The following is a 17,555-nucleotide window of genomic DNA, read 5'->3' on the forward strand; positions in this document are numbered from 1 at the left end:
CTCCGTCTCGGCCCCATCGGAGACGCAGGACCACGCCCCTCGTTCCATGAATCCCGGTGCGGCTGGCGTCCGGGCCGAGAGGCGTGACGGTCACGCTCCGCCTCCGAGGCGCCGGATGACCGCACCCCCGCACCCCACCGGTCAGGGCGCGGTCGGTGTCCGGGGCGGGAGGCCGATGTGGGCGACGTGGACGTCTACGTCTTGGTCCCCCGGGAAGCGGGACGGTCACGTTCCGCCCCGAGGCGCCGGATGACCGCGCCCCCTCACCCCACCGGTCACGGTGCGGTCGGTGTCCGGGCCGGGAGGCCGGGGCCCGTGCCCGCTGTGGGGATGTCCACGGCTCGGTCGCCCGAGACGTCGGACCACCAGACGCCCTCGCCGTGCGTGAGTCCGGGCAGGGCCATCTCGATCTCTCGCACCCGGCGCGCCACGATCTCTCCCCGGACGACCCATGAATCCCGGCCCCCGACGGTGTCCCGGAACGAGGCACCGAGGCCGGCCAGTGTCCCGGTCACCGCGGCCAGCGTCTCCAGGGGTACCTCGACCTCGAAGGTGTGCACCGGCTCGAACACCTCCGTCCCGGCCCGCTCCAGCGCCCGCCGCACCACCAGCTCCGTGACCACGCGGAAGTCCCCGGCCACGCTCAGCACCGAGTTGAAGCCCGAGTGCGTCAAGGTGACCCGGCAGTCCGTCACGGGCCAGCCGTGCGGGCCGCCCCGTCCTGCCAGCACGCCCTCCACCGTCTCGGCGATCGCCTGGTGAAAGGCCCGGGGGAGCGCCCCCAGCTCCGTCTCGTACGAGAAGACGCGCCCGGAGCCCCGCGGCCCCGGTTCGACCCGGAGCCCGACGGTCGCGGGCAGCCGTGTCGTGCTGTGCGGCCCCATCTCCTCGACGGCCGCCCCCACCCCGGCGGGGCGTTCCACGCACCGGATCCGGCTCGGCTCGAAGACGGTCTCGATGCCGAACTCCTGCGCCAGCGTGGCCGCGAGCACCTCCTTCTGCACCTCCCCGTACAGGAGCAGCGCGGTCGCGCCGTCGTCGGCGGCCCGGGCGTGGATCAGCGGATCCTGGTCGGCCAGATCGAGCAGCGCGGCCCGCAGCGCCGCCCCCTGGCCGGGCCGGACCGCCCGCACGACCGATGCGAGCGTCGGCGGAGCGAACCGCACCCGCCCGGCCCGCGGCGCCCCGAGCCGGTCACCGACCCGGACCCCGTGCAGCCCCCGCACCTCGGCGATCTGCCCCGGCCCGGCCACCGCCGGCCCGTCGCCGGACGCGGTATCCGACCCGACGACCCGCAGCCCGGTGATCCGCCCGGGCCGGCGCTCGGTGCCCCCGTCCGCGTCGGGCCGCAGCAGGGTCACGTCCTGGCGGGCCCGCAGCTCGCCCGCGTACATCCGCAGCTGTGCGATCCGTTCCCCGGCGGGTCCCCGGTGCACGGCGAACACGGTGCCCGAGGGGCCGTCGCCGGTCTCCGCGACCGGCGCGGGCGGCAGGAACTCCCGTACGGCGGACAGCAGCCGGCCGACTCCCTGCCCGCCGAGCGCGGAGCCGAGCAGCAGCGGATGGACCTGTCCCCGCGCGGTCCGTGCCGCGAGGGTCGCGCGGACGGTCGCGGCGCTCGGCGCGGGCCCGTCGACGAGCGCCGCGAGCAGGTCGTCGTCGACCTCGGCGAGGGTCAGCGCGGCGGCCTCCCGCACCGCCGGGTCGTCCAGCGAGCGGGCCACGACGCGGGCGCCCGGAGTCCCCTCCGCGCGCACGTCCGCCAGCGGCACCACGTGCGGAGTGAGCCGGCGCCGGATGTCGTCGAGCAGCGGGGCGATCCGTGCCCCGGCCCGGTCGACCTTGTTGACGAAGATCAGCGTGGGCAGGCCGAGCCGCCGCAGCGTCTTGAGGAGCAGGCGGGTCTGGGCCTGCACGCCCTCCACCGCGGAGACGAGCAGGACGGCCCCGTCGAGCACGTCGAGCGCGCGCTCGACCTCGGCGATGAAGTCGCTGTGTCCCGGGGTGTCGATGAGGTTGATCCGGGTGTCGCCGACGGTGAACGACGCGACGGCGGAGCGGATCGTGATACCGCGCTGTCGCTCGATGGCGCCGGTGTCGGTGCGGGTGTCCCCGGCGTCGACGCTGCCGAGCCGGTCGATGGTGCCCGTGTCGAAAAGGAGCCGCTCGGTCAGGCTGGTCTTACCGGCGTCGACGTGGGCGACGATCCCGATGTTCAGGGTGGAGCGGAGCTGCTGGGGCTGCATGGAAGGTCGAGTCCTCGAAAGTGTTCGTCCGGCGGGGGCGCTGAACTGCTTCGAGGAATCGGCGCATTCGGGTGCTCCAGATCAAGCGGGGTCGGTGACCGGCCCATGGTGCCCGAAGGGCGGGGGCGGGCCGCAACTCATTTTCGCGGGGCCCCGAACTTCCGTACGTACCGCTTCTGCCAGGGCGTCTCCACCGCACGGGGGTCGTAGTGCCGGCGCACATAGGCGACGGCCTCGGCCGCGGGCACGCCGTCCAGGACCGCCAGACAGGCGAGCGCCGTCCCCCGTCCTGCCGCGCCCGCCCAGGCAGGCGAGCTCGACCCGCTCGCCGGAGCTCCGGCGGAGCACGTCGCCGAGGACGGCGCGGGTGCGGGCCGGATCGGCGGGGAGGCGGAAGTCGGGCCAGCGCAGCCAGTCGGACTCCCAGTCCACGGGCTCCGGCGGCGCGCCGAGCAGGTAGACGCCGTACGCGGGCGGGGGTCCCGCCGGGAGTGCGTGGCGCAGGCCGCGTCCGCGCACCAGCCGGCCGGACGGCAGCCGCAGCACGCCGGGAGCGTCCGCGTCCCAGGTCGGGTGGGGGTCCTCGGTCACCATGCGGCCAGCCTAGAGCGGGACACGGGGCCAAGGGGCGGGAACGGCTGCGGCCCGGAGGGGCGTGCCCTCCGGGCCGCAGCCACTGGTTCTCCGTCCGTGCGAGGGATCCGTGAGTGAGATCCGTGTCTGTGATCAGTGACGGTGATCCGTGGGGAGACGGATCAGTGTGTGGGGATGGATTCGGGTGTGGCGACGGGGTTCGTGTCCTGGTTCGCCCGCCCGGGCCTAGGTCGTGGTGTCGCGTCCGCTCTTCATCGCGACGCCGACACACGCCAGGCCCAGCAGCACCGCGAGGCCACCGATGATGACGTTGTTGATGATCACGCCGCGGTCGGGGCTGTCACCCACGACCCAGGGGGAGATGATCATCCACACGCCCATCGCGCAGATGGCCGCGCTGAGGCCGGACATCCGGGCAGGTGCGACCGTGAAGCCGAGGCCCAGCAGCGCGATCGCGATCCCCATGACGAGGTTGTGCGACGCGAGGACGGGCTGGTTGGCGGTGAAGTGCACGACCCAGGGGGAGATGGCGCAGTAGAGGCCGAGCAGGAACACCGGCCCGTCCACGAGCGCGCTTTGGCGGCCACCGAGCATGCGTGCGTACCGGTCCCGCATTTCGTGTACGTCGGGGTGACTCGAGAGATCGCCCCTGTGATGGGAAACGTCGGCCATGGAAATCGACTCCTCTTTCACCGAGTCCGACCGCGTCGCGCGGTGGGGCCGACCATCGGGACGGCAGAGCCGCGCATATCCATTCTGCACTTATTTGTTACTTATGTGTACCCGGGTTGACCAGGTGATGGTTGGGGATCATGGCGGCCTCGGCGAGCTCGGGCACCTCCGCGACCGCGATGCCCGCCGCGGCGAGCACTCCGATCCCGTCCGCGCCCGGCACGAACGTGTCCGGCTCGCGCCACGCCGTCACCACCCGGCCCGCACCGGCCTCCACGATCAGCCGGGCGCACGGCTTCGGCCGCGAGGCCCGCCGGGCGCAGGGCTCCAGGCTGCTGTAGACGGTGGCCCCGGCCAGGCGCGGCTCGTCGGCGCCGAGTTTGGCGAGCGCCGCCTCCTCCGCGTGCACGGTCGGGTCGCCGCCCTCCCGCGAGTAGCCGCGGGCCAGCTCGGTGCCGTCCGCCGCCACGACCACCGCGCCCACGCTGAACGCCGTCCGCGACGGCGGGCACAGCGTCGCCAGGTCGCAGGCGATCCGCAGCCAGTGCCGGTCCGCCGGGGTGGCCCGCGCCGAGGTCCCCGGGACCGTGGGCGCGTACCGCGTCACGATGACGTCCCCGACCTGCTCGCTGCCGAGGACCCGCATCCGGCTGCGCGGTCCGCCCGGGTAGGCGCCGGGTCCGAACAGGCGCGGCGCGTCCGGATCGCCCACGACCAGGGGTGCCACGGCCAGCCGCAGTTCGTCCGCGAGGCCGAGCCGCAGCAGCTGGGTGTGCACCCGCGCCCCGCCCTCGACCATCAGTCGCCGCACCCCACGCCCGCCCAGGTCGTCGAGGAGCGCCGCCCAGTCGACGGCCGGGCCGAGCGCCACGACCTCGGCGGCGGCCCCGAGCCGCTCCCGCGCCCGCCCGGCGCCCTCGTCCGTCGTGTAGACGAGCCGGTCGCCGCCCGTCGTCCAGAACGGGTCCGCCGGGTCGAACGCGCCCGACGCGCTCACCGTCACCTTGAGCGGGAACGCGGGGCGGCCCTCCTCGACCCGCCGGGCGCGCCGCGGCTCCGAGTTGACGAGCAGTCGGGGCCGGTCGGCGCGCAGGGTGCCCGCCCCGACGAGCACCGCGTCGCTCGCCGCGCGCAGGGCGTCGACCCGGTCGAAGTCCTCGGGGCCCGACAGCAGCAGCCGCTCCGGGCCGGTGTCGTTGAGACAGCCGTCGAGCGAGACGGCGGCGGACAGCAGCACGTGGGGGCGGGACATGGCGGCTCCGTGACCAGGAAGGACGTGGAGAACGAGCCTATCGAGACCGGGATTCGGGACGGCGGCGGCCATCAGGGGGAGTGCGGCCCGGGACCGAAGGCGGGGACGGGCCTCGGACTCAGGCCGGCGGATGGGTCCGGCTCGCCCCGATGTCCGCGCTCAGCCAGTGCTCGGGCAGCAGCTCCACCAGGGCCACCCCCTCGGGGCCGAATCCGCGCAGCGCGTTGTCGGTGTACGTGGCCACCACGTCCGGGGCCAGATACCGGCCGACGATCGCCGCGATGTCCTCGGCCGTCGCCGTGCGCAGCCGCACCGGGCCCTCCGCCGACACGTACCGGAACGTGGGCTCGACGCGCTGCACGAGCAGCGTGGCCCGGCCCGCGGCGGCCAGCAGGCGCGCCTTGCGGCTGTCGCTGCCGGTGACGACGGTGAACGGGCCGCCGCCGGGCCGGTAGGCGTACCAGATCGGGACGTTGAGCGGGCCGCGCCCGTCGCGGGCGTCGACCGCGAGGCACGCGGGATGCGTCCCGGCGAGGAACTCCTCGCGCTGCTCCGGCGTGAGCGGCATGGCCCTCCCTCGGTCGTGGGACGGTGCTGCCCCTCCCGTTGTACCGGTGGTGCGCGGGTCACGCATGTGGCGGAAGTGCGAGATCGCCGAGGCGGCCCCAGAATCTTAGACATGTCCCTTATGTCCGCAGGTGTGACATGGCTCGGACTCGGCCTGACGGTCGGCACGGCCGGACTGGTGACCTACGGTCTCGCGGTGCTGCCCTGTTCGGCCTCGGTCCGCCAGGAGGACGCCGAGACGGCCTGCCGCCCGGCACGCCGTACGGCACTGGCGCTGGGGTTGCTGGGTGTGGCCTCACTGGTCGTGGGCACGGTGTTCCTCGTGCTCCACATGACGGACTTCAGCTGACACGGATCCCGAAGCACTCACGAAGGAGCGTTCCATGACCACCGGTCAGAAGACCGTCATCACGCCCGTACGGGATCTCGACGCGGCCAAGGCCCTCTACACGGAACTGCTCGGCGTGCAGCCCGCCGTCGACGAGCCGTACTACGTGGGCTTCGAGGTCGCCGGACAGCATTTCGGGCTCGATCCCAACGGACACAAGAGCGGGATGACCGCACCGGTCGGCTTCTGGACCGTGGACGACATCACCAAGTCGGTGGAGTCCCTGGTCGCCCGGGGCGCGGAGGTCGTCCAGGACGTGACCGAGGTGGGCGGCACCCGGCGGGTGGCCAAACTCAAGGACGCCGACGGCAACGTGTTCGGCGTGCTCCAGGACTGATCCGCGCACGGCCGGGGCCGGCACCCCCTCGGGGTGCCGGCCCCGGCCTCGGCGCCGATCGCTCAGAACCCGCCGTACGGGCGCGTGATGACTTCCATCCCGTGGCCCGCCGGGTCCACGAAGTAGACCCCGCGGCCCCCGTCGTTGTGGTTGATCTCGCCCGGTCGCGCGAGGCGCGGATCGGCGTAGTACGTGATGCCGGCGTCCCGGATCCGCCGGAAGGTCCCGTCGAACTCCTCCTCGGTGACGAGGAAGGCGTAGTGCTGGGTGACGATCGAGTCGGCCGGGACGGTCGCGAAGTCGAGCGTCACGCCGTTGCTGAGTTCGAGCGGGATGAAGGGGCCCCATCCGTCCCCGGCGACGAGCCCGAGAATGCCTGCCAGAAACTCGGCGGACTCCCGGTTGTCCCGGGAGTGGACGATGGTGTGGTTGAGATGTACGGCCACGGTGGATTGCCTCCAGAAGGCAACTCCGGCACCTCCATGCCTCACCCGGACGGTGACCGGCACGCGATGCTGTCTCGATCGTAACCCGCCCGCCGCGCCGGTCACACAGTTGTTCGCAGCGCCCCGTCGAAGGTCGCCGCCGCCAGTCCGAAGGACAGCGTCATGCCGATGCCGGACGTCACCGTCAGCGCCCGGACGCCCGGGGCGAGGTCACGGACCAGGAGCGGGCCGCGCGGGCTGCTCGCGTAGACCCCCTGCCAGCGCTCGGTCACCCGCACCCCGGCCGGGTCGACCCCGAGGACCCGGGCCGCCTCGCGCAGCAGCAGGCGGTTCGTCGCCTCGTCCTGGAAGGGGATCTCGGTCGTGTCGTACGCGTGCGAGTCGCCGACCAGGACCGTGCCGTCGGGCAGCCGCGTGAACATCACGTTGGCGCCGATGTCCAGCAACTCCGCGCCGTGCCCGCTCACTTCGTCCCGCAGGGCGGTGGCGGACGGCATCGCGGTGAAGCCGTCGTAGCGCAGCATCGAGGTCGCGGTGAGGACCGCCGCGTCGCTGCGGAAGCCGGCCGGCGCCGCTATCCGGGCCATCGACAGACGGCAGCGCTGGACGCCGTGGGCCTCCGCCTCGGCCGGGCGCAGCCGGTCCAGGTCGTGGCCGACGCAGAGCAGGACCTGGTCGCCGTGCACCGGGCCCCGGCTGGTGTGCACGGTGCCGCTCTCGACGCCGACGACGTTCGTGCCCCACGCGATGTGCACACCCGGCTGCGCGGCGAGCCACGCGGCGAGCTTCGGCGCCGCCTCCCGCGGGTTCACCCGCAGGTCGGCGGGGAGCACGGCGCCGCCGACCAGATCCTCACGTCCGTGCGGGGTGCGGCCGAGGGCGTCGGCCACCTCGTCGCGGGTTTGCATGCGGACCGCGTCGGCGCCCCGCTCGTCGCGCAGTTCCTCCAGGACGGCCAGTTCGGTCGCGGACCTCGCCACGACGAGCGCGCCCGCCTCCGGGGCCCACAGTCCGGCTTTCGCCGCGGCGTCCAGCCATCCGGTCCGGGACCGCCGCGCCAGGTCGAGCAGCTCCCCGCGCTGGGCCGTGACGCAGCAGTGCCCGAAGTTGCGGACGGACGCGCCGACCGGCCGCAGGTCCCGCTCGACGATCGTGACGCTCAGTCCGCGCCGGACCGCCTCGACGGCGTGGGCGAGGCCGACGATGCCCGCGCCGACGACCACGAGGTCGGAGCGGGTGCCCGGCAGGCAGGAGCGGGCGGGAGTGGGTGCGGTTGCGATGCTCATGCCGACCACCCTGCGGACCGATCCACACCTTGGGCAAGTGTTGTCTATACAAGTTTCCCGACTGTTTACCGGACGGCCGCCAGGCCTCACCTTGATTCGCCCGGCACCGGGCTGCGAGACTTCGAGTTGTGAAGATAAGTGATGACGGGCCGCTGCATCAGCGGCTCGGGGCCGAGTTCCGGCGGCGGATCGCGTCGGGGGAGTGGCCCGAGGGGCAGCCCGTGCCGACCGAGGCGCAACTGTGCGAGGAGTTCGGCACCTCGCGCGGACCGGTCCGCCAGGCGCTGGCGCAGCTGCGCGGCGAGGGCCACCTCGTGGGCGGGCGCGGCCGGCCGCCGGTGGCCCGCAGGATCGCGCCCTCGCAGCCGTTCGCGTCCCTGATGTCGTTCACGCAGTGGGCGCACTCCATCGGGCGCACCCCGGGCCAGTACACCGTCGAGGTCGCCCGCCGCCGCGCCCTGCCCGACGTCGCGGGCCGGCTCGGCCTGGACGAGGGCGCGCCCGTCGTCGACCTGGTCCGGGTCCGTCACCTCGACGGGGTGCCCGCCATGATCGAGCGCTCCACGTTCGTCCTCGACGCCGGCCTGCACCTGTTCGCCGTCGACCCCGACGCCGGATCCGTCTACGAGGCCCTGACCTCCCGGGGCGTCGACCTCCACCACGCCCGGCACACCATCGACGCCATCGCGGCCGGACCCGAGGACGCCGGACTCCTCGGCATCGAGGCCGGGCAGCCGCTGCTGCGCGTCCGCAGGCTCGCCCACACCCGTGACGGCACCCCCGTCGAGTACGCGGACGACCGCTACCTGCCCGCCATGGCCACCTTCACCATCGAGAACACCGTCGGGGGCCGCACCGTCGCCGGACGCGACCCCTCCGACGCCGCACCGCACCGAACCACCAGTGAGGAAACCGAGTGACCGCCCAGACCCCCGCCCCCGCGATCGAGCTCGCCGTCTTCGACATGGCCGGCACCACCGTCGAGGAGCACGGCGCCGTGTACGAGGCGCTGCGCCACGCCGTCGAGACGACCGGAGCGACCGTCGCCGCGACCGACCTGCAGACCTGGATGGGCACCGACAAGCGCGAGGCCATCGCCGCGCTCGTCCGCATCGGTGGCGGCACGCCCGACGCCGCGCTCGTGGAGCGCCAGTACGAGGTGTTCCGCGCGTATCTGCGCGAGGCCTACGCGAAGACGCCGCCGGAGCCGATCGCGCAGGCCGACAAGGCACTTGCCGAGCTGCGCGCCCGCGGCATCAAGGTCGCGCTCACCACGGGCTTCAGCGACGACGTGGCCCTGCCGCTGCTGGAGTCGCTGGGCTGGGCGACGGGCGAGGGCGGCAACCTCGACGCCGTCGTGACCTCCGACGAGGTGCTCCGCGGCCGGCCGGCCCCGTACATGATCCACCGCGCCATGGAGAAGGCCGGTGTCGTCGACGTGCGCCGGGTGCTCGTCGCCGGGGACACCGTCGTCGACCTGGAGGCGGGGACGAACGCGGGCGCCGGGGTCGTGGTGGGCGTGCTCACCGGTCAGCTGACCCGCGAGCAGCTGGAGGCCCACCCGCACTCCCACGTCCTGGACAGCGTCGCGGACGTCCCCGGCCTGCCGGAGACGTCCGCGCGCGCCTGACCTACGCCAGCGCCGCGTCCACGATGGCCTGCGCCTCGGCCTGCACCTGGGCGAGGTGCTCGGCTCCGCGGAAGGACTCGGCGTAGATCTTGTACACGTCCTCCGTGCCGCTGGGCCGGGCCGCGAACCACGCGTTCTCCGTGGTCACCTTCACGCCGCCGATCGCCGCGCCGTTGCCCGGCGCCTTGGACAGCCGGGCCGTGATCGGCTCGCCCGCGAGGGTGTCCGCGGTGATCGCGTCCCCGGTGAGCTTCGCCAGGCGGGCCTTCTGCTCCTTGGTCGCCTTCGCGTCGATCCGGGCGTACGCGGCGCCGGACGCCCCGTGCTCGGCGGCGAGTTCCGCGTAGTACGCCGACGGGGTCCTCCCGGTGACGGCGGTGATCTCGGCGGCGAGCAGGGCCAGCAGGATGCCGTCCTTGTCGGTCGTCCAGACCGTGCCGTCCGTGCGCACGAAGCTCGCGCCGGCGCTCTCCTCGCCGCCGAACGCCACCGAGCCGTCGACCAGTCCGGGCACGAACCACTTGAACCCGACCGGCACCTCCACCAGTTCACGCCCGAGCGAGGCCGCGATCCGGTCGATGACGGCGCTGGAGACCAGCGTCTTGCCGACGGCCGCCGACGCCGACCAGTCGGGCCGGTGCGTGAACAGGTAGTGGATCGCGACGGCCAGATAGTGGTTGGGGTTCATCAGGCCCGCGTCCGGGGTGACGATGCCGTGCCGGTCGGCGTCCGCGTCGTTGCCGGTCAGCAGGTCGTAGTCGTCCCGCCGGGCGAGGACCGAGGCCATCGCGGGCGCCGAGGACGGGTCCATCCGGATCTTGCCGTCCCAGTCCAGCGTCATGAACCGCCACGTCGGATCGACCTCCGGGTTCACCACCGTGAGGTCGAGCCCGTACATCTCGGCGATCCGCGCCCAGTAGTCGACGCTCGCCCCGCCCAGCGGATCGGCGCCCACGCGCACCCCGGCCGCCCGGATCGCCTCCACGTCCACGATGTTCCTCAGGTCCGCGACGTAGTGCTCACGGAAGTCGTACGGCTCCCAGGCCGGCTCGGCGTCCGAGCGCGGGGACCACGCGGGGTCCTCCAGCAGCTCGTTGGCGCGGTCCGCGATCCACGCGGTGGTCGTCGAGTCGGCGGGACCGCCGTTCGGCGGGTTGTACTTGAAGCCGCCGTCGCGCGGCGGGTTGTGGCTCGGTGTGATCACGATGCCGTCGGCGCGGTCGGCCGGCCCCGTCGCGTTCCACCGCAGGATCGCGTGGCTCAGCGCGGGCGTCGGCACGAAACCGTCGTGCGCGTCGGCCAGCACCCGCACCCCGTGCGCGCTCAGCACCCCGAGCGCGGTCTTCAGCGCGGGCCGGGACAGGGCGTGCGTGTCCGGGCCGATGAACAGCGGGCCCGTGATGCCCTCGGCCGTGCGGTGTTCGACGATGGCCTGCGTGATCGCGGCGATGTGCTTCTCGTTGAAGGCGCCGTCGAGGCTGGAGCCGCGATGGCCACTCGTACCGAAGACGACACGCTGCTCGGGGCGCGTGACGTCGGGCTCCCTCGTGTAATAGGCATCGATCAGCTCGTCGAGGTCGACGAGGTCGTCCGGCCGGGCGGGGGTTCCAGAGCGGTCAGTCATGGGAGCAGTCTCCCATCCGCGGTGCGGGCGGGACCGGGACGCCCGGCGACGTGTCCTGTCCGGTGGCGCGCGGCCACCGGACCGGACGGACCGTCAGTACCGTCAGCCCTGGGACCCTTCCTGAGCGTCCTGTGCGTACTGCTCCAGGGCCTGGGCGATGTCGGCCTCGGACGCCTCCTTGGTGATGTCGAGCTCGGAGAGCACGCCGGTGCCGTTCTCCTGCTCCAGGAGCGCGAGCAGGATGTGCTCCGTGCCGACGTAGTTGTGCCCGAGGCGCAGCGCCTCACGGAACGTCAGCTCCAGTGCCTTCTTCGCGTCCGCGTCGAACGGGATGAGCGCGGGGACGTCGCCGTCGCCCTCGGGCAGTGCCGCCGTCGCCGCCTGCCGCACGGTGTCGAGCAGGACGCCCTGCGCGCGGATCGCCTTGGCGCCGAGCCCGTCCGGCTCGTGCAGCAGCCCGAGCAGCAGGTGGGCGGTGCCGATGGAGCCGTGGCCGCCGGCCTTCGCCTCGTTCTGCGAGGCGACGACGACGTTGCGCGCCCGCGGGGTGTAGCGGTTGAAGCCCTGCTGCGGGTCGAGGTCGCCCTCGGAGCCCTTCGCCACGAAGCGCTTCTGCGCCGCCTGGCGGGTGACCCCCATGCTCTTGCCGATCTCCGTCCAGGAGGCGCCGGAGCGGCGGGCCTGGTCGACGAAGTGGCCGATCAGGTGGTCTGCGATGTCGCCGAGGTGGTCCGCGGCGAGCACCGCGTCCTGGAGTTGTTCGAGGGCGTCGGTGTGGACGTTCTTGATGGCCTCGATCAGGTCGTCGAGGCGTACGGGCTGTTTCATGCCGACCGGATTCGTCATGAGGCAACCTTAGGTTGACAGTGCCCGGGTGTCAACCTTCAGTTGACACCTCGCTTCGAGGGGGAGGGCGGCGCGCGTTCGGGCAGCCTTCGTCGGGGAAATGCCGCCCGCAGGGCGTGCATTTCAGGGGCGCGGGGAACTGCGCGAGAAGCCCCACCGGGCGGCACCCGGCGACGAAGGGGCGAAGCTACGGCGCCGAACCGCACCCGCCCCCACACCCGCGTAGGCTGCCGACCCGTCGACCGCCACGGAGGAACCACGACGATGCCCGCCGCCCACGTCACCCTCACCGACGTACTGGCCACCGCCGCCCCGGACGCGACCGGCGCCCTGTGGCGCCTGGAGGGCGCGGCCCGCCAACTGGACGCGAACATGATCCGGCTGCGAGAGGACACGCAGGGCACCGCCCACGTCGAGGCGGACCTGGACGTACTCCTCCTCGTGATCGCCGGAGGCGGAACGCTCCATCGGGCGGGCACCGACGAGGAGTTGACCCCCGGCGTCCTCGCCTTCGTCCCGCGCGGCGAACAGCGAGCCGTGAGCGCGGGCCCCGACGGCCTCGTCTACCTCACCGCCCACCGCCGCCGCCCCGGCATGACGATCCGCCGTGCCCAGGGCGCCGTGACCGCAGGGGGTGGCGAGGCGCCGTGCCTGCTGCCCCGGGTCTGCGCGGAGTGCGGCCGCGCGACCGACGACGCCGCCGCGCGCTACTGCTCGCGCTGCGGCGAGCGCCTGCCGACCGCGGAGAGCCGGCCGTAGCGATCTCGGTACGGCCGTCGGGCCATAGTCATCCGGCCGTAGTTCCGTCGACGCGATCGCGCCAGTGGTCGTATTCCGAACTTCGGTGTCCGCCATGCGTACGGCCCCTGACGTCCGGGGCACGTCACTTCCGGCCACTGATTCAACACGGACGGTTGCCGAAAGGCGGGGGTCCGAGATGAGATCGCGGACCGTCCGGGGCAGACTCTGGCCCGCGGCGGACACCGGCTCCCGCTCCGGCCGCCGCGGAGTGGGGAAGCACCACCGGGGGAGCCCGCGCGTGTGGGGCGCGCGGGCTCCCCGACCCCGCCGGACCACTCCCGGGCCGCTGCTCCGGGGGCGCCGCGCGGCCCGCGTCGATACCGTTCCGCCATGGCCGACTACCGCATCGAGACCGTCCGCAACGGCGATCGCGACTGGACCGCCCGCAACGACCGGGGCGCCGAGGTCCGCATCGCCCCCGCCGACTCCGCCGGCGCCCAGCCCTCCTTCACCCCCGTCGAACTGCTGCTCGCCGCTCTCGGCGGCTGCGGCGGCCTCGTCGTGGACCGCACCGCCCGCACCGTCGAGCACGACGCCCTGCGCATCGTCGTCGAGTCCGTGTCCCGCCCCGAGGACGACGGACGGATCGGCGCCGTCCGCGTCTCGTACGAGATCGAGCTGCCCGAGGGCGACCCCCGCGCCGCAGAGGCGCTGGAGCGCGGCATCCGCCTCACCCACGAGAAGTACTGCACGGTCAGCCGCACCGTCGAGCACGGCGCCCGCGTCGAGGCCCTGGGTCCCGACGGGACGATGCTCTTCATGGGCGGCTGACCGCGGACCGGCCCGCCCGCGCTACGGCAGGGCGTGCACCTTCGGTCCGACCGCGCTCGACCACGCGCCGCCCGCCGTCGCGTCCCAGTTGGTCGACCAGGTCATCGCGCCGCGCAGCCCCGGGTACGTCTTCGACGGCTTGAACGTGCCGCAGCCGGTGCCGCGCGCCAGGCAGTCGAGGGCCGCGTTGACCACTGACGGGGCGACGTAGCCGCTGCCCGCGCCGCGCGTGGACGCCGGGACGCCGAGTCCGACCTGCGACGGGTCGAGGCCGCCCTCCAGCTGGATGCAGGCGAGCGCGGTGAGGAAGTCGACGGTGCCCTGGCTGTAGACCTTGCCGTCGCAGCCCAGCATCGAACCGCTGTTGTAGTACTGCATGTTGACGACCGTGAGGATGTCCTTCACGTTCAGCGCGGTCTTGAAGTACTCGCCGGCCGTCGACTGCATGTCGATCGTCTGCGGCGCCATCGTCAGCACGAACTTCGACCCGGCCTTGGCGGCGAGCTGACGCAGCGCCTTGGTCATGTACGTCGAGTTCAGCCCGTTCTCCAGGTCGATGTCGACGCCGTCGAAGCCGTACTCCTGCATCAGCGCGTACGCGCTGTCGGCGAAGGCGGTCGCGGAGGCGTCGCTGTTGACGGAGATGCTGCCCTTCTCGCCGCCGACCGAGAGGATCACGGACTTGCCCGCGGCGTGCTTCGCCGCGATGTCCGCCTTGAAGTCCGCGGCGGAGGCGTACCCGACGGCCGGGTCCAGGTTGAACGTGATCTGCCCGGGCGTGGTCGTCGCGTCGGCGAAGGACACGGCGATGATGTCGTACTGCGCGGAGACGTCACGGAGCTTCTGCACCGTCGCGCCGTTGTCGAAGTTCTGCCAGTAGCCGGTCAGCGCGTGCGCGGGCACCGTCCCGCCACCGCCACCGCCACCGCCTCCGCCGCCCCCGGCCTTCGCCGTGCGCGCGCTCACCGCCGTGGACCGGGCGGACTCGCCCGCCGCGTTCGACGCGCTGACCTGGAAGCTGTACGCCGTGTCGGCCGCGAGCCCCGTGACGGTCGTGGCGGCGCCCGCGACCGAGGCCACCTTCGTGCCGTCCCGGTAGACCGTGTAGCCGGTGGCGCCGGTGACCGGCGTCCAGGACAGGTCGACCGACGAGGCGGTCACGGTGCCGGCGACGAGCCCCGAGGGCGTCGCCGGGACCACGACCGGGTCGGTGCCGCCGCCCCCGTCCGGGCCGCGCACGTCGAGGTCGTCCGCGTAGTAGGCGCTCTGCCCGTACCAGCCGTGCGTGTAGATCGTGACCGACGTCGTGTTCGCGCCGGTCGTGAAGCTCGTCGTCAGCTGCTGCCAGGACGATCCGCCGGGGGTCCAGGTCGAGACGTCGGTCGTGCCGGTGCCCCGGGCGCCCAGGTACACATAGCTGCCCTGCACCCAACCACTCATCTGGTAGGTCGAGTTGGGCTTGACGGCGACGGTCTGGCTGCACTCGGCGGTGTCCTGGCCCGACGGGGTCGCCTTGAGGGCCTTGGCGCCGCCGTGCACCGGGGAGGTCACGGCGGTGCCGCTGTTCGCGCTGCACGTCCAGCCGCTCAGGTCCGCCTCGAAGCCGGCGTTCTTGGCGACGTTCACATCGGCGGCCTGGGCGGGCGCGGCGAGCGCCGTGACGCCGAGCGCCGCGGCCGAGGTGACGGCGAGCAGGGCGCCGCCGAGTCGCCGGCCGTTGCCGGATCTGCGATGACGTACACGGTCCACGGGTGCCTCCGGGGGGAGAGGTGAGGAACGAGGAGTGAACGGTGGCCACCGCTGCTGTGCGCCAAAGCTGGTCCAGACCAATCGAGTTGTCAAGAGTTCACGTTCCGGCCGGGCCCGATGAGTTCTCCGGCGGGCCGCGGTCATCACAGGTGGGAGGGCCGCGCAGGACCGGCCCTCGGACGATCACCGGAGGCCGCGATGAGCGCGCACACGAACGCCGGAACGGCGCTGAACAAGGAGTTCAGCGCCGTCCTGGAGAAGAGCCCGGAGCCGGGCGGATGGACTTATGTGGTGTGGCCGGAATCGGCCGCCTTCTTCGGCACCCGGGGCCTGGTCAAGGTCCGCGGCACCGTCGACGGCCGCCCCTTCACCAGCTCCTTCATGGCCCTCGGCGACGGCCGCCACAAGCTCCCCGTGAAGGCCGAGCTGCGCCGGGCGATCGGCAAGGAGGCGGGCGACTCCGTCACGGTCCGGCTGGAGGAGCGGCTCGGCTGAGCGGGCCCCGGCGGCTCAGGGCAGGCCGCGTACGTACGCCGCCTGGCCGGCGTGCTGAAGGTCGTCCGACAGCACGCTGAGCAGCCGGACGCCCAGCGACACCGGCGGGTCCCACCGGGTGTCGACGATCCGGTCGAGCGCCGCGTCGTCGAGCCCGGACAGGAAGGCCAGGGTCTGCTCGTGCACCGCGTCGTAGTACTCGCGCAGCACCGCGCCGGACTCCACCCGCACCTCGCCGACCTGCTTCGGTGAATGCCCGTACCCCGTGTCCGCCTCGGGCAGCGGCAGGCCGAAGCGCTCGGCCCAGCCCTGGGACCGCCACACCTGCTCGCGGTCCGCCGCGTCCGCCAGGTGGTCGTCCTGCACCCGGGTGAGATGCCAGATCAGCCACGCGACGGAATTCGCCTCGGCTGTCGGGCGGGCATGAAGATCCGCCACGGAAATACCGTCGAGCACCGCGTGCACTTCCTCGCGAATTCTTCCGTAACCGTCGATGAGTACCTCGTGTGAGCGCATGAGGAGCAGTGTCGTCCACCGTGCCGGTTTCGGCCAATTCTGGGCCCGACTTTGTCAAGAGAGTGGCGCGAAAGCTGTGGTGACAGTGGGTCCTGAGTGCCGATACTCAACAGGTGGGATGGTTGAAATCCGTTCTGCGACAACGGGACACGGTACGTCGAGAACCGCATCGCCGGCTGTTCCTGCCGCCGCGCTCGATCACTGATCAATTGCTCATCACGTACTGATCAATGACGTCAGGCAATGGGGGAGATCGTGCACGACGAATTCCTGTGCCATGTCACGGCGTACGGAATCTGCGGCGGACAGCGCGTGGGGGTCCCGCTCGGCACCTACCGCGCCCCGACCCTGCCGCTGGCTCTGTGGTGGTTACGGGACCGGGCGACCTGGATCGCCGAGCGCCTCGACCCCCGCCCCGGGCTCCCGCACTTACCCGACGGGGCCCTCGTGCCCGTCGCCGAGGACGCCCCCGACGTACCGGCCCGGCTGCGCGACTGGTGCACCGACGACGGGCAGCAGGACCGCGCCGCGGAGGAGCTGGCCGACGGCCGGCTGGTGCGGATCGCCGCCCACGACGACACGACCGAGTACGAACTCCTCGCCGAGTCCGTCGACGCCCTGCGGATGGCCAGGACAGCGCCGCGCGTCACATCCCCCGGCAGGACTGCCCTGCCCGTCCCGGGGTAGCAGCCCGCTGCGGAAGCCTCCACGACGGAGGTCCTCCCGGTGTGAGAGAGACGCGGAATGACCGAACGATTCGACGAGGCGCCGGCGCCGAGATGCGGCGCGGCGACCATGGAACCCCTGTGGGGGGCGACCCACTACTCGGGCGGCACGGGGGCCAGCGCCCAGGCGCGCGCCTTCGCGGAGGCCTTCCTTGCCCGGCTGCGGCAGACCTGGAGCGTGGCCCTGGACCGCGTGACCGCCGGCGACGTCCTGCTGGTCGTCAGCGAGCTGATCACCAACGTGGACCGGCACAGCCCGGGCCCCTGCGTCCTCGAGCTGGAGGGGACGCCCTGCCAGGTCACCGTCACCGTCTACGACAGCGGGGTCGCCGTCCCGTGTCGACGGCCGCGCGATCCCGCCCGGGTCGGCGGACACGGACTCGAGATCGTGGGCGCGCTCGCCGAGCTCAGGGTGGAGCGCGTACCGGTCGGCAAGCGCGTCAGCGCCGTCCTGACGCTCCCGGCCTGACCGTGCGGTCCTGACGTTCCCGGCCCGAGAGCTCCGGCCCGACCCTCCCTTTGCCCGGCTTAAGGGCCCTTTTGCGCGCCACGCCGCCTGAAATGAACCTTTTGTCCGTTTATCGGTTCTACGGTGCGGGGGTCGGTGTCC

Annotated in this window: 19 protein-coding genes and 1 pseudogene; 9 read left to right on the forward strand and 11 right to left on the reverse strand. The window is 72.9% G+C overall.

Going from position 1 to position 17,555, the window contains the following annotated elements; genetic code table 11:
* Window positions 1–275: 275 nt before the first annotated feature.
* The 5 genes and pseudogenes from otr(A) to ACZ4E1_RS13460 all read right to left on the reverse strand — a co-directional run bounded on the left by otr(A) (window position 276) and on the right by ACZ4E1_RS13460 (window position 5,332).
* Entirely contained in the window at window positions 276–2,246 is a 1,971-nt protein-coding gene (gene otr(A) / locus ACZ4E1_RS13440; protein ID WP_467538854.1) for a tetracycline resistance ribosomal protection protein Otr(A), read from the reverse strand.
* A 137-nt stretch (window positions 2,247–2,383) separates the two neighbouring features.
* A pseudogene (locus tag ACZ4E1_RS13445) lies at window positions 2,384–2,840 on the reverse strand (protein-tyrosine phosphatase family protein).
* A gap of 225 nt (window positions 2,841–3,065) precedes the next feature.
* On the reverse strand, window positions 3,066–3,512 hold the full coding sequence (locus tag ACZ4E1_RS13450; RefSeq protein WP_399123795.1) for an SPW repeat protein: 447 nt from the start codon (window positions 3,510–3,512) through the stop codon (window positions 3,066–3,068).
* A 97-nt stretch (window positions 3,513–3,609) separates the two neighbouring features.
* A complete protein-coding gene (locus ACZ4E1_RS13455) occupies window positions 3,610–4,764 on the reverse strand; it encodes a dihydrofolate reductase family protein (protein WP_467538856.1) in 1,155 nt (384 codons plus the stop codon).
* Window positions 4,765–4,882: 118 nt separating this feature from the next.
* A complete protein-coding gene (locus ACZ4E1_RS13460; protein WP_467538858.1) occupies window positions 4,883–5,332 on the reverse strand; it encodes a pyridoxamine 5'-phosphate oxidase family protein in 450 nt (149 codons plus the stop codon).
* A gap of 120 nt (window positions 5,333–5,452) precedes the next feature.
* Between ACZ4E1_RS13460 and ACZ4E1_RS13465 the strand changes: the two genes are divergently transcribed.
* Together ACZ4E1_RS13465 and ACZ4E1_RS13470 are read left to right on the forward strand one after the other, a co-directional pair.
* Window positions 5,453–5,680 carry a hypothetical protein gene (locus ACZ4E1_RS13465; RefSeq protein ID WP_467538860.1) on the forward strand — a complete coding sequence of 76 codons (228 nt, stop codon included), beginning with the start codon at window positions 5,453–5,455 and terminating at the stop codon, window positions 5,678–5,680.
* Between the two features lie 34 nt (window positions 5,681–5,714).
* Window positions 5,715–6,056: a VOC family protein gene (locus tag ACZ4E1_RS13470; protein WP_399123798.1), complete on the forward strand. Its 342-nt coding sequence runs from the start codon at window positions 5,715–5,717 to the stop codon at window positions 6,054–6,056.
* Window positions 6,057–6,118: 62 nt separating this feature from the next.
* On the opposite strand, the gene ACZ4E1_RS13475 is transcribed toward ACZ4E1_RS13470, so the two are convergent.
* Both ACZ4E1_RS13475 and ACZ4E1_RS13480 read right to left on the reverse strand, forming a co-directional pair.
* Complete coding sequence (locus tag ACZ4E1_RS13475) at window positions 6,119–6,502, reverse strand: VOC family protein (RefSeq protein WP_467538862.1); 384 nt, start codon at window positions 6,500–6,502, stop codon at window positions 6,119–6,121.
* A gap of 101 nt (window positions 6,503–6,603) precedes the next feature.
* On the reverse strand, window positions 6,604–7,788 hold the full coding sequence (locus ACZ4E1_RS13480; RefSeq protein WP_467538864.1) for a TIGR03364 family FAD-dependent oxidoreductase: 1,185 nt from the start codon (window positions 7,786–7,788) through the stop codon (window positions 6,604–6,606).
* A 128-nt stretch (window positions 7,789–7,916) separates the two neighbouring features.
* Between ACZ4E1_RS13480 and ACZ4E1_RS13485 the strand changes: the two genes are divergently transcribed.
* Entirely contained in the window at window positions 7,917–8,708 is a 792-nt protein-coding gene (locus ACZ4E1_RS13485) for a GntR family transcriptional regulator (protein WP_467538867.1), read from the forward strand.
* Window positions 8,705–9,418, forward strand: a complete 714-nt coding sequence (locus tag ACZ4E1_RS13490; protein ID WP_467538869.1) for a phosphonatase-like hydrolase — start codon at window positions 8,705–8,707, stop codon at window positions 9,416–9,418. The genes ACZ4E1_RS13485 and ACZ4E1_RS13490 overlap by 4 nt, the downstream gene beginning before the upstream one ends.
* Window position 9,419: 1 nt before the next feature.
* On the opposite strand, the gene pgm is transcribed toward ACZ4E1_RS13490, so the two are convergent.
* Both pgm and ACZ4E1_RS13500 read right to left on the reverse strand, forming a co-directional pair.
* A complete protein-coding gene (gene pgm / locus ACZ4E1_RS13495) occupies window positions 9,420–11,042 on the reverse strand; it encodes a phosphoglucomutase (alpha-D-glucose-1,6-bisphosphate-dependent) (RefSeq protein WP_467538872.1) in 1,623 nt (540 codons plus the stop codon).
* Between the two features lie 102 nt (window positions 11,043–11,144).
* Window positions 11,145–11,888: a Clp protease N-terminal domain-containing protein gene (locus ACZ4E1_RS13500; protein ID WP_467538874.1), complete on the reverse strand. Its 744-nt coding sequence runs from the start codon at window positions 11,886–11,888 to the stop codon at window positions 11,145–11,147.
* 264 nt (window positions 11,889–12,152) lie between these two features.
* Here ACZ4E1_RS13500 and ACZ4E1_RS13505 point away from each other — a divergent pair, with 264 nt between their 5' ends.
* The gene (locus tag ACZ4E1_RS13505; protein ID WP_467538876.1) at window positions 12,153–12,647 is read left to right on the forward strand and encodes a hypothetical protein; all 495 of its coding nucleotides are present in this window, start codon (window positions 12,153–12,155) and stop codon (window positions 12,645–12,647) included.
* 372 nt (window positions 12,648–13,019) lie between these two features.
* On the forward strand, window positions 13,020–13,460 hold the full coding sequence (locus ACZ4E1_RS13510; RefSeq protein WP_467538878.1) for an OsmC family protein: 441 nt from the start codon (window positions 13,020–13,022) through the stop codon (window positions 13,458–13,460).
* A gap of 21 nt (window positions 13,461–13,481) precedes the next feature.
* Here the strand turns inward: ACZ4E1_RS13510 and ACZ4E1_RS13515 are convergent, their stop codons facing one another.
* Window positions 13,482–15,209: a chitinase gene (locus ACZ4E1_RS13515; RefSeq protein ID WP_467538881.1), complete on the reverse strand. Its 1,728-nt coding sequence runs from the start codon at window positions 15,207–15,209 to the stop codon at window positions 13,482–13,484.
* 198 nt (window positions 15,210–15,407) lie between these two features.
* Between ACZ4E1_RS13515 and ACZ4E1_RS13520 the strand changes: the two genes are divergently transcribed.
* On the forward strand, window positions 15,408–15,704 hold the full coding sequence (locus ACZ4E1_RS13520) for a DUF1905 domain-containing protein (RefSeq protein WP_467538882.1): 297 nt from the start codon (window positions 15,408–15,410) through the stop codon (window positions 15,702–15,704).
* Between the two features lie 15 nt (window positions 15,705–15,719).
* Here the strand turns inward: ACZ4E1_RS13520 and ACZ4E1_RS13525 are convergent, their stop codons facing one another.
* Complete coding sequence (locus ACZ4E1_RS13525; protein ID WP_467538885.1) at window positions 15,720–16,220, reverse strand: mycothiol transferase; 501 nt, start codon at window positions 16,218–16,220, stop codon at window positions 15,720–15,722.
* Between the two features lie 255 nt (window positions 16,221–16,475).
* On the opposite strand from ACZ4E1_RS13525, the gene ACZ4E1_RS13530 reads away from it, so the two are divergent.
* Both ACZ4E1_RS13530 and ACZ4E1_RS13535 read left to right on the forward strand, forming a co-directional pair.
* Window positions 16,476–16,907, forward strand: coding sequence for a hypothetical protein (locus ACZ4E1_RS13530; protein WP_467538888.1), 432 nt, complete (start codon window positions 16,476–16,478; stop codon window positions 16,905–16,907).
* Window positions 16,908–16,964: 57 nt separating this feature from the next.
* Window positions 16,965–17,414, forward strand: coding sequence for an ATP-binding protein (locus ACZ4E1_RS13535; protein WP_467538890.1), 450 nt, complete (start codon window positions 16,965–16,967; stop codon window positions 17,412–17,414).
* Window positions 17,415–17,555: the final 141 nt, after the last annotated feature.

It is taken from the genome of Streptomyces sp. NPDC025806, assembly GCF_055558275.1.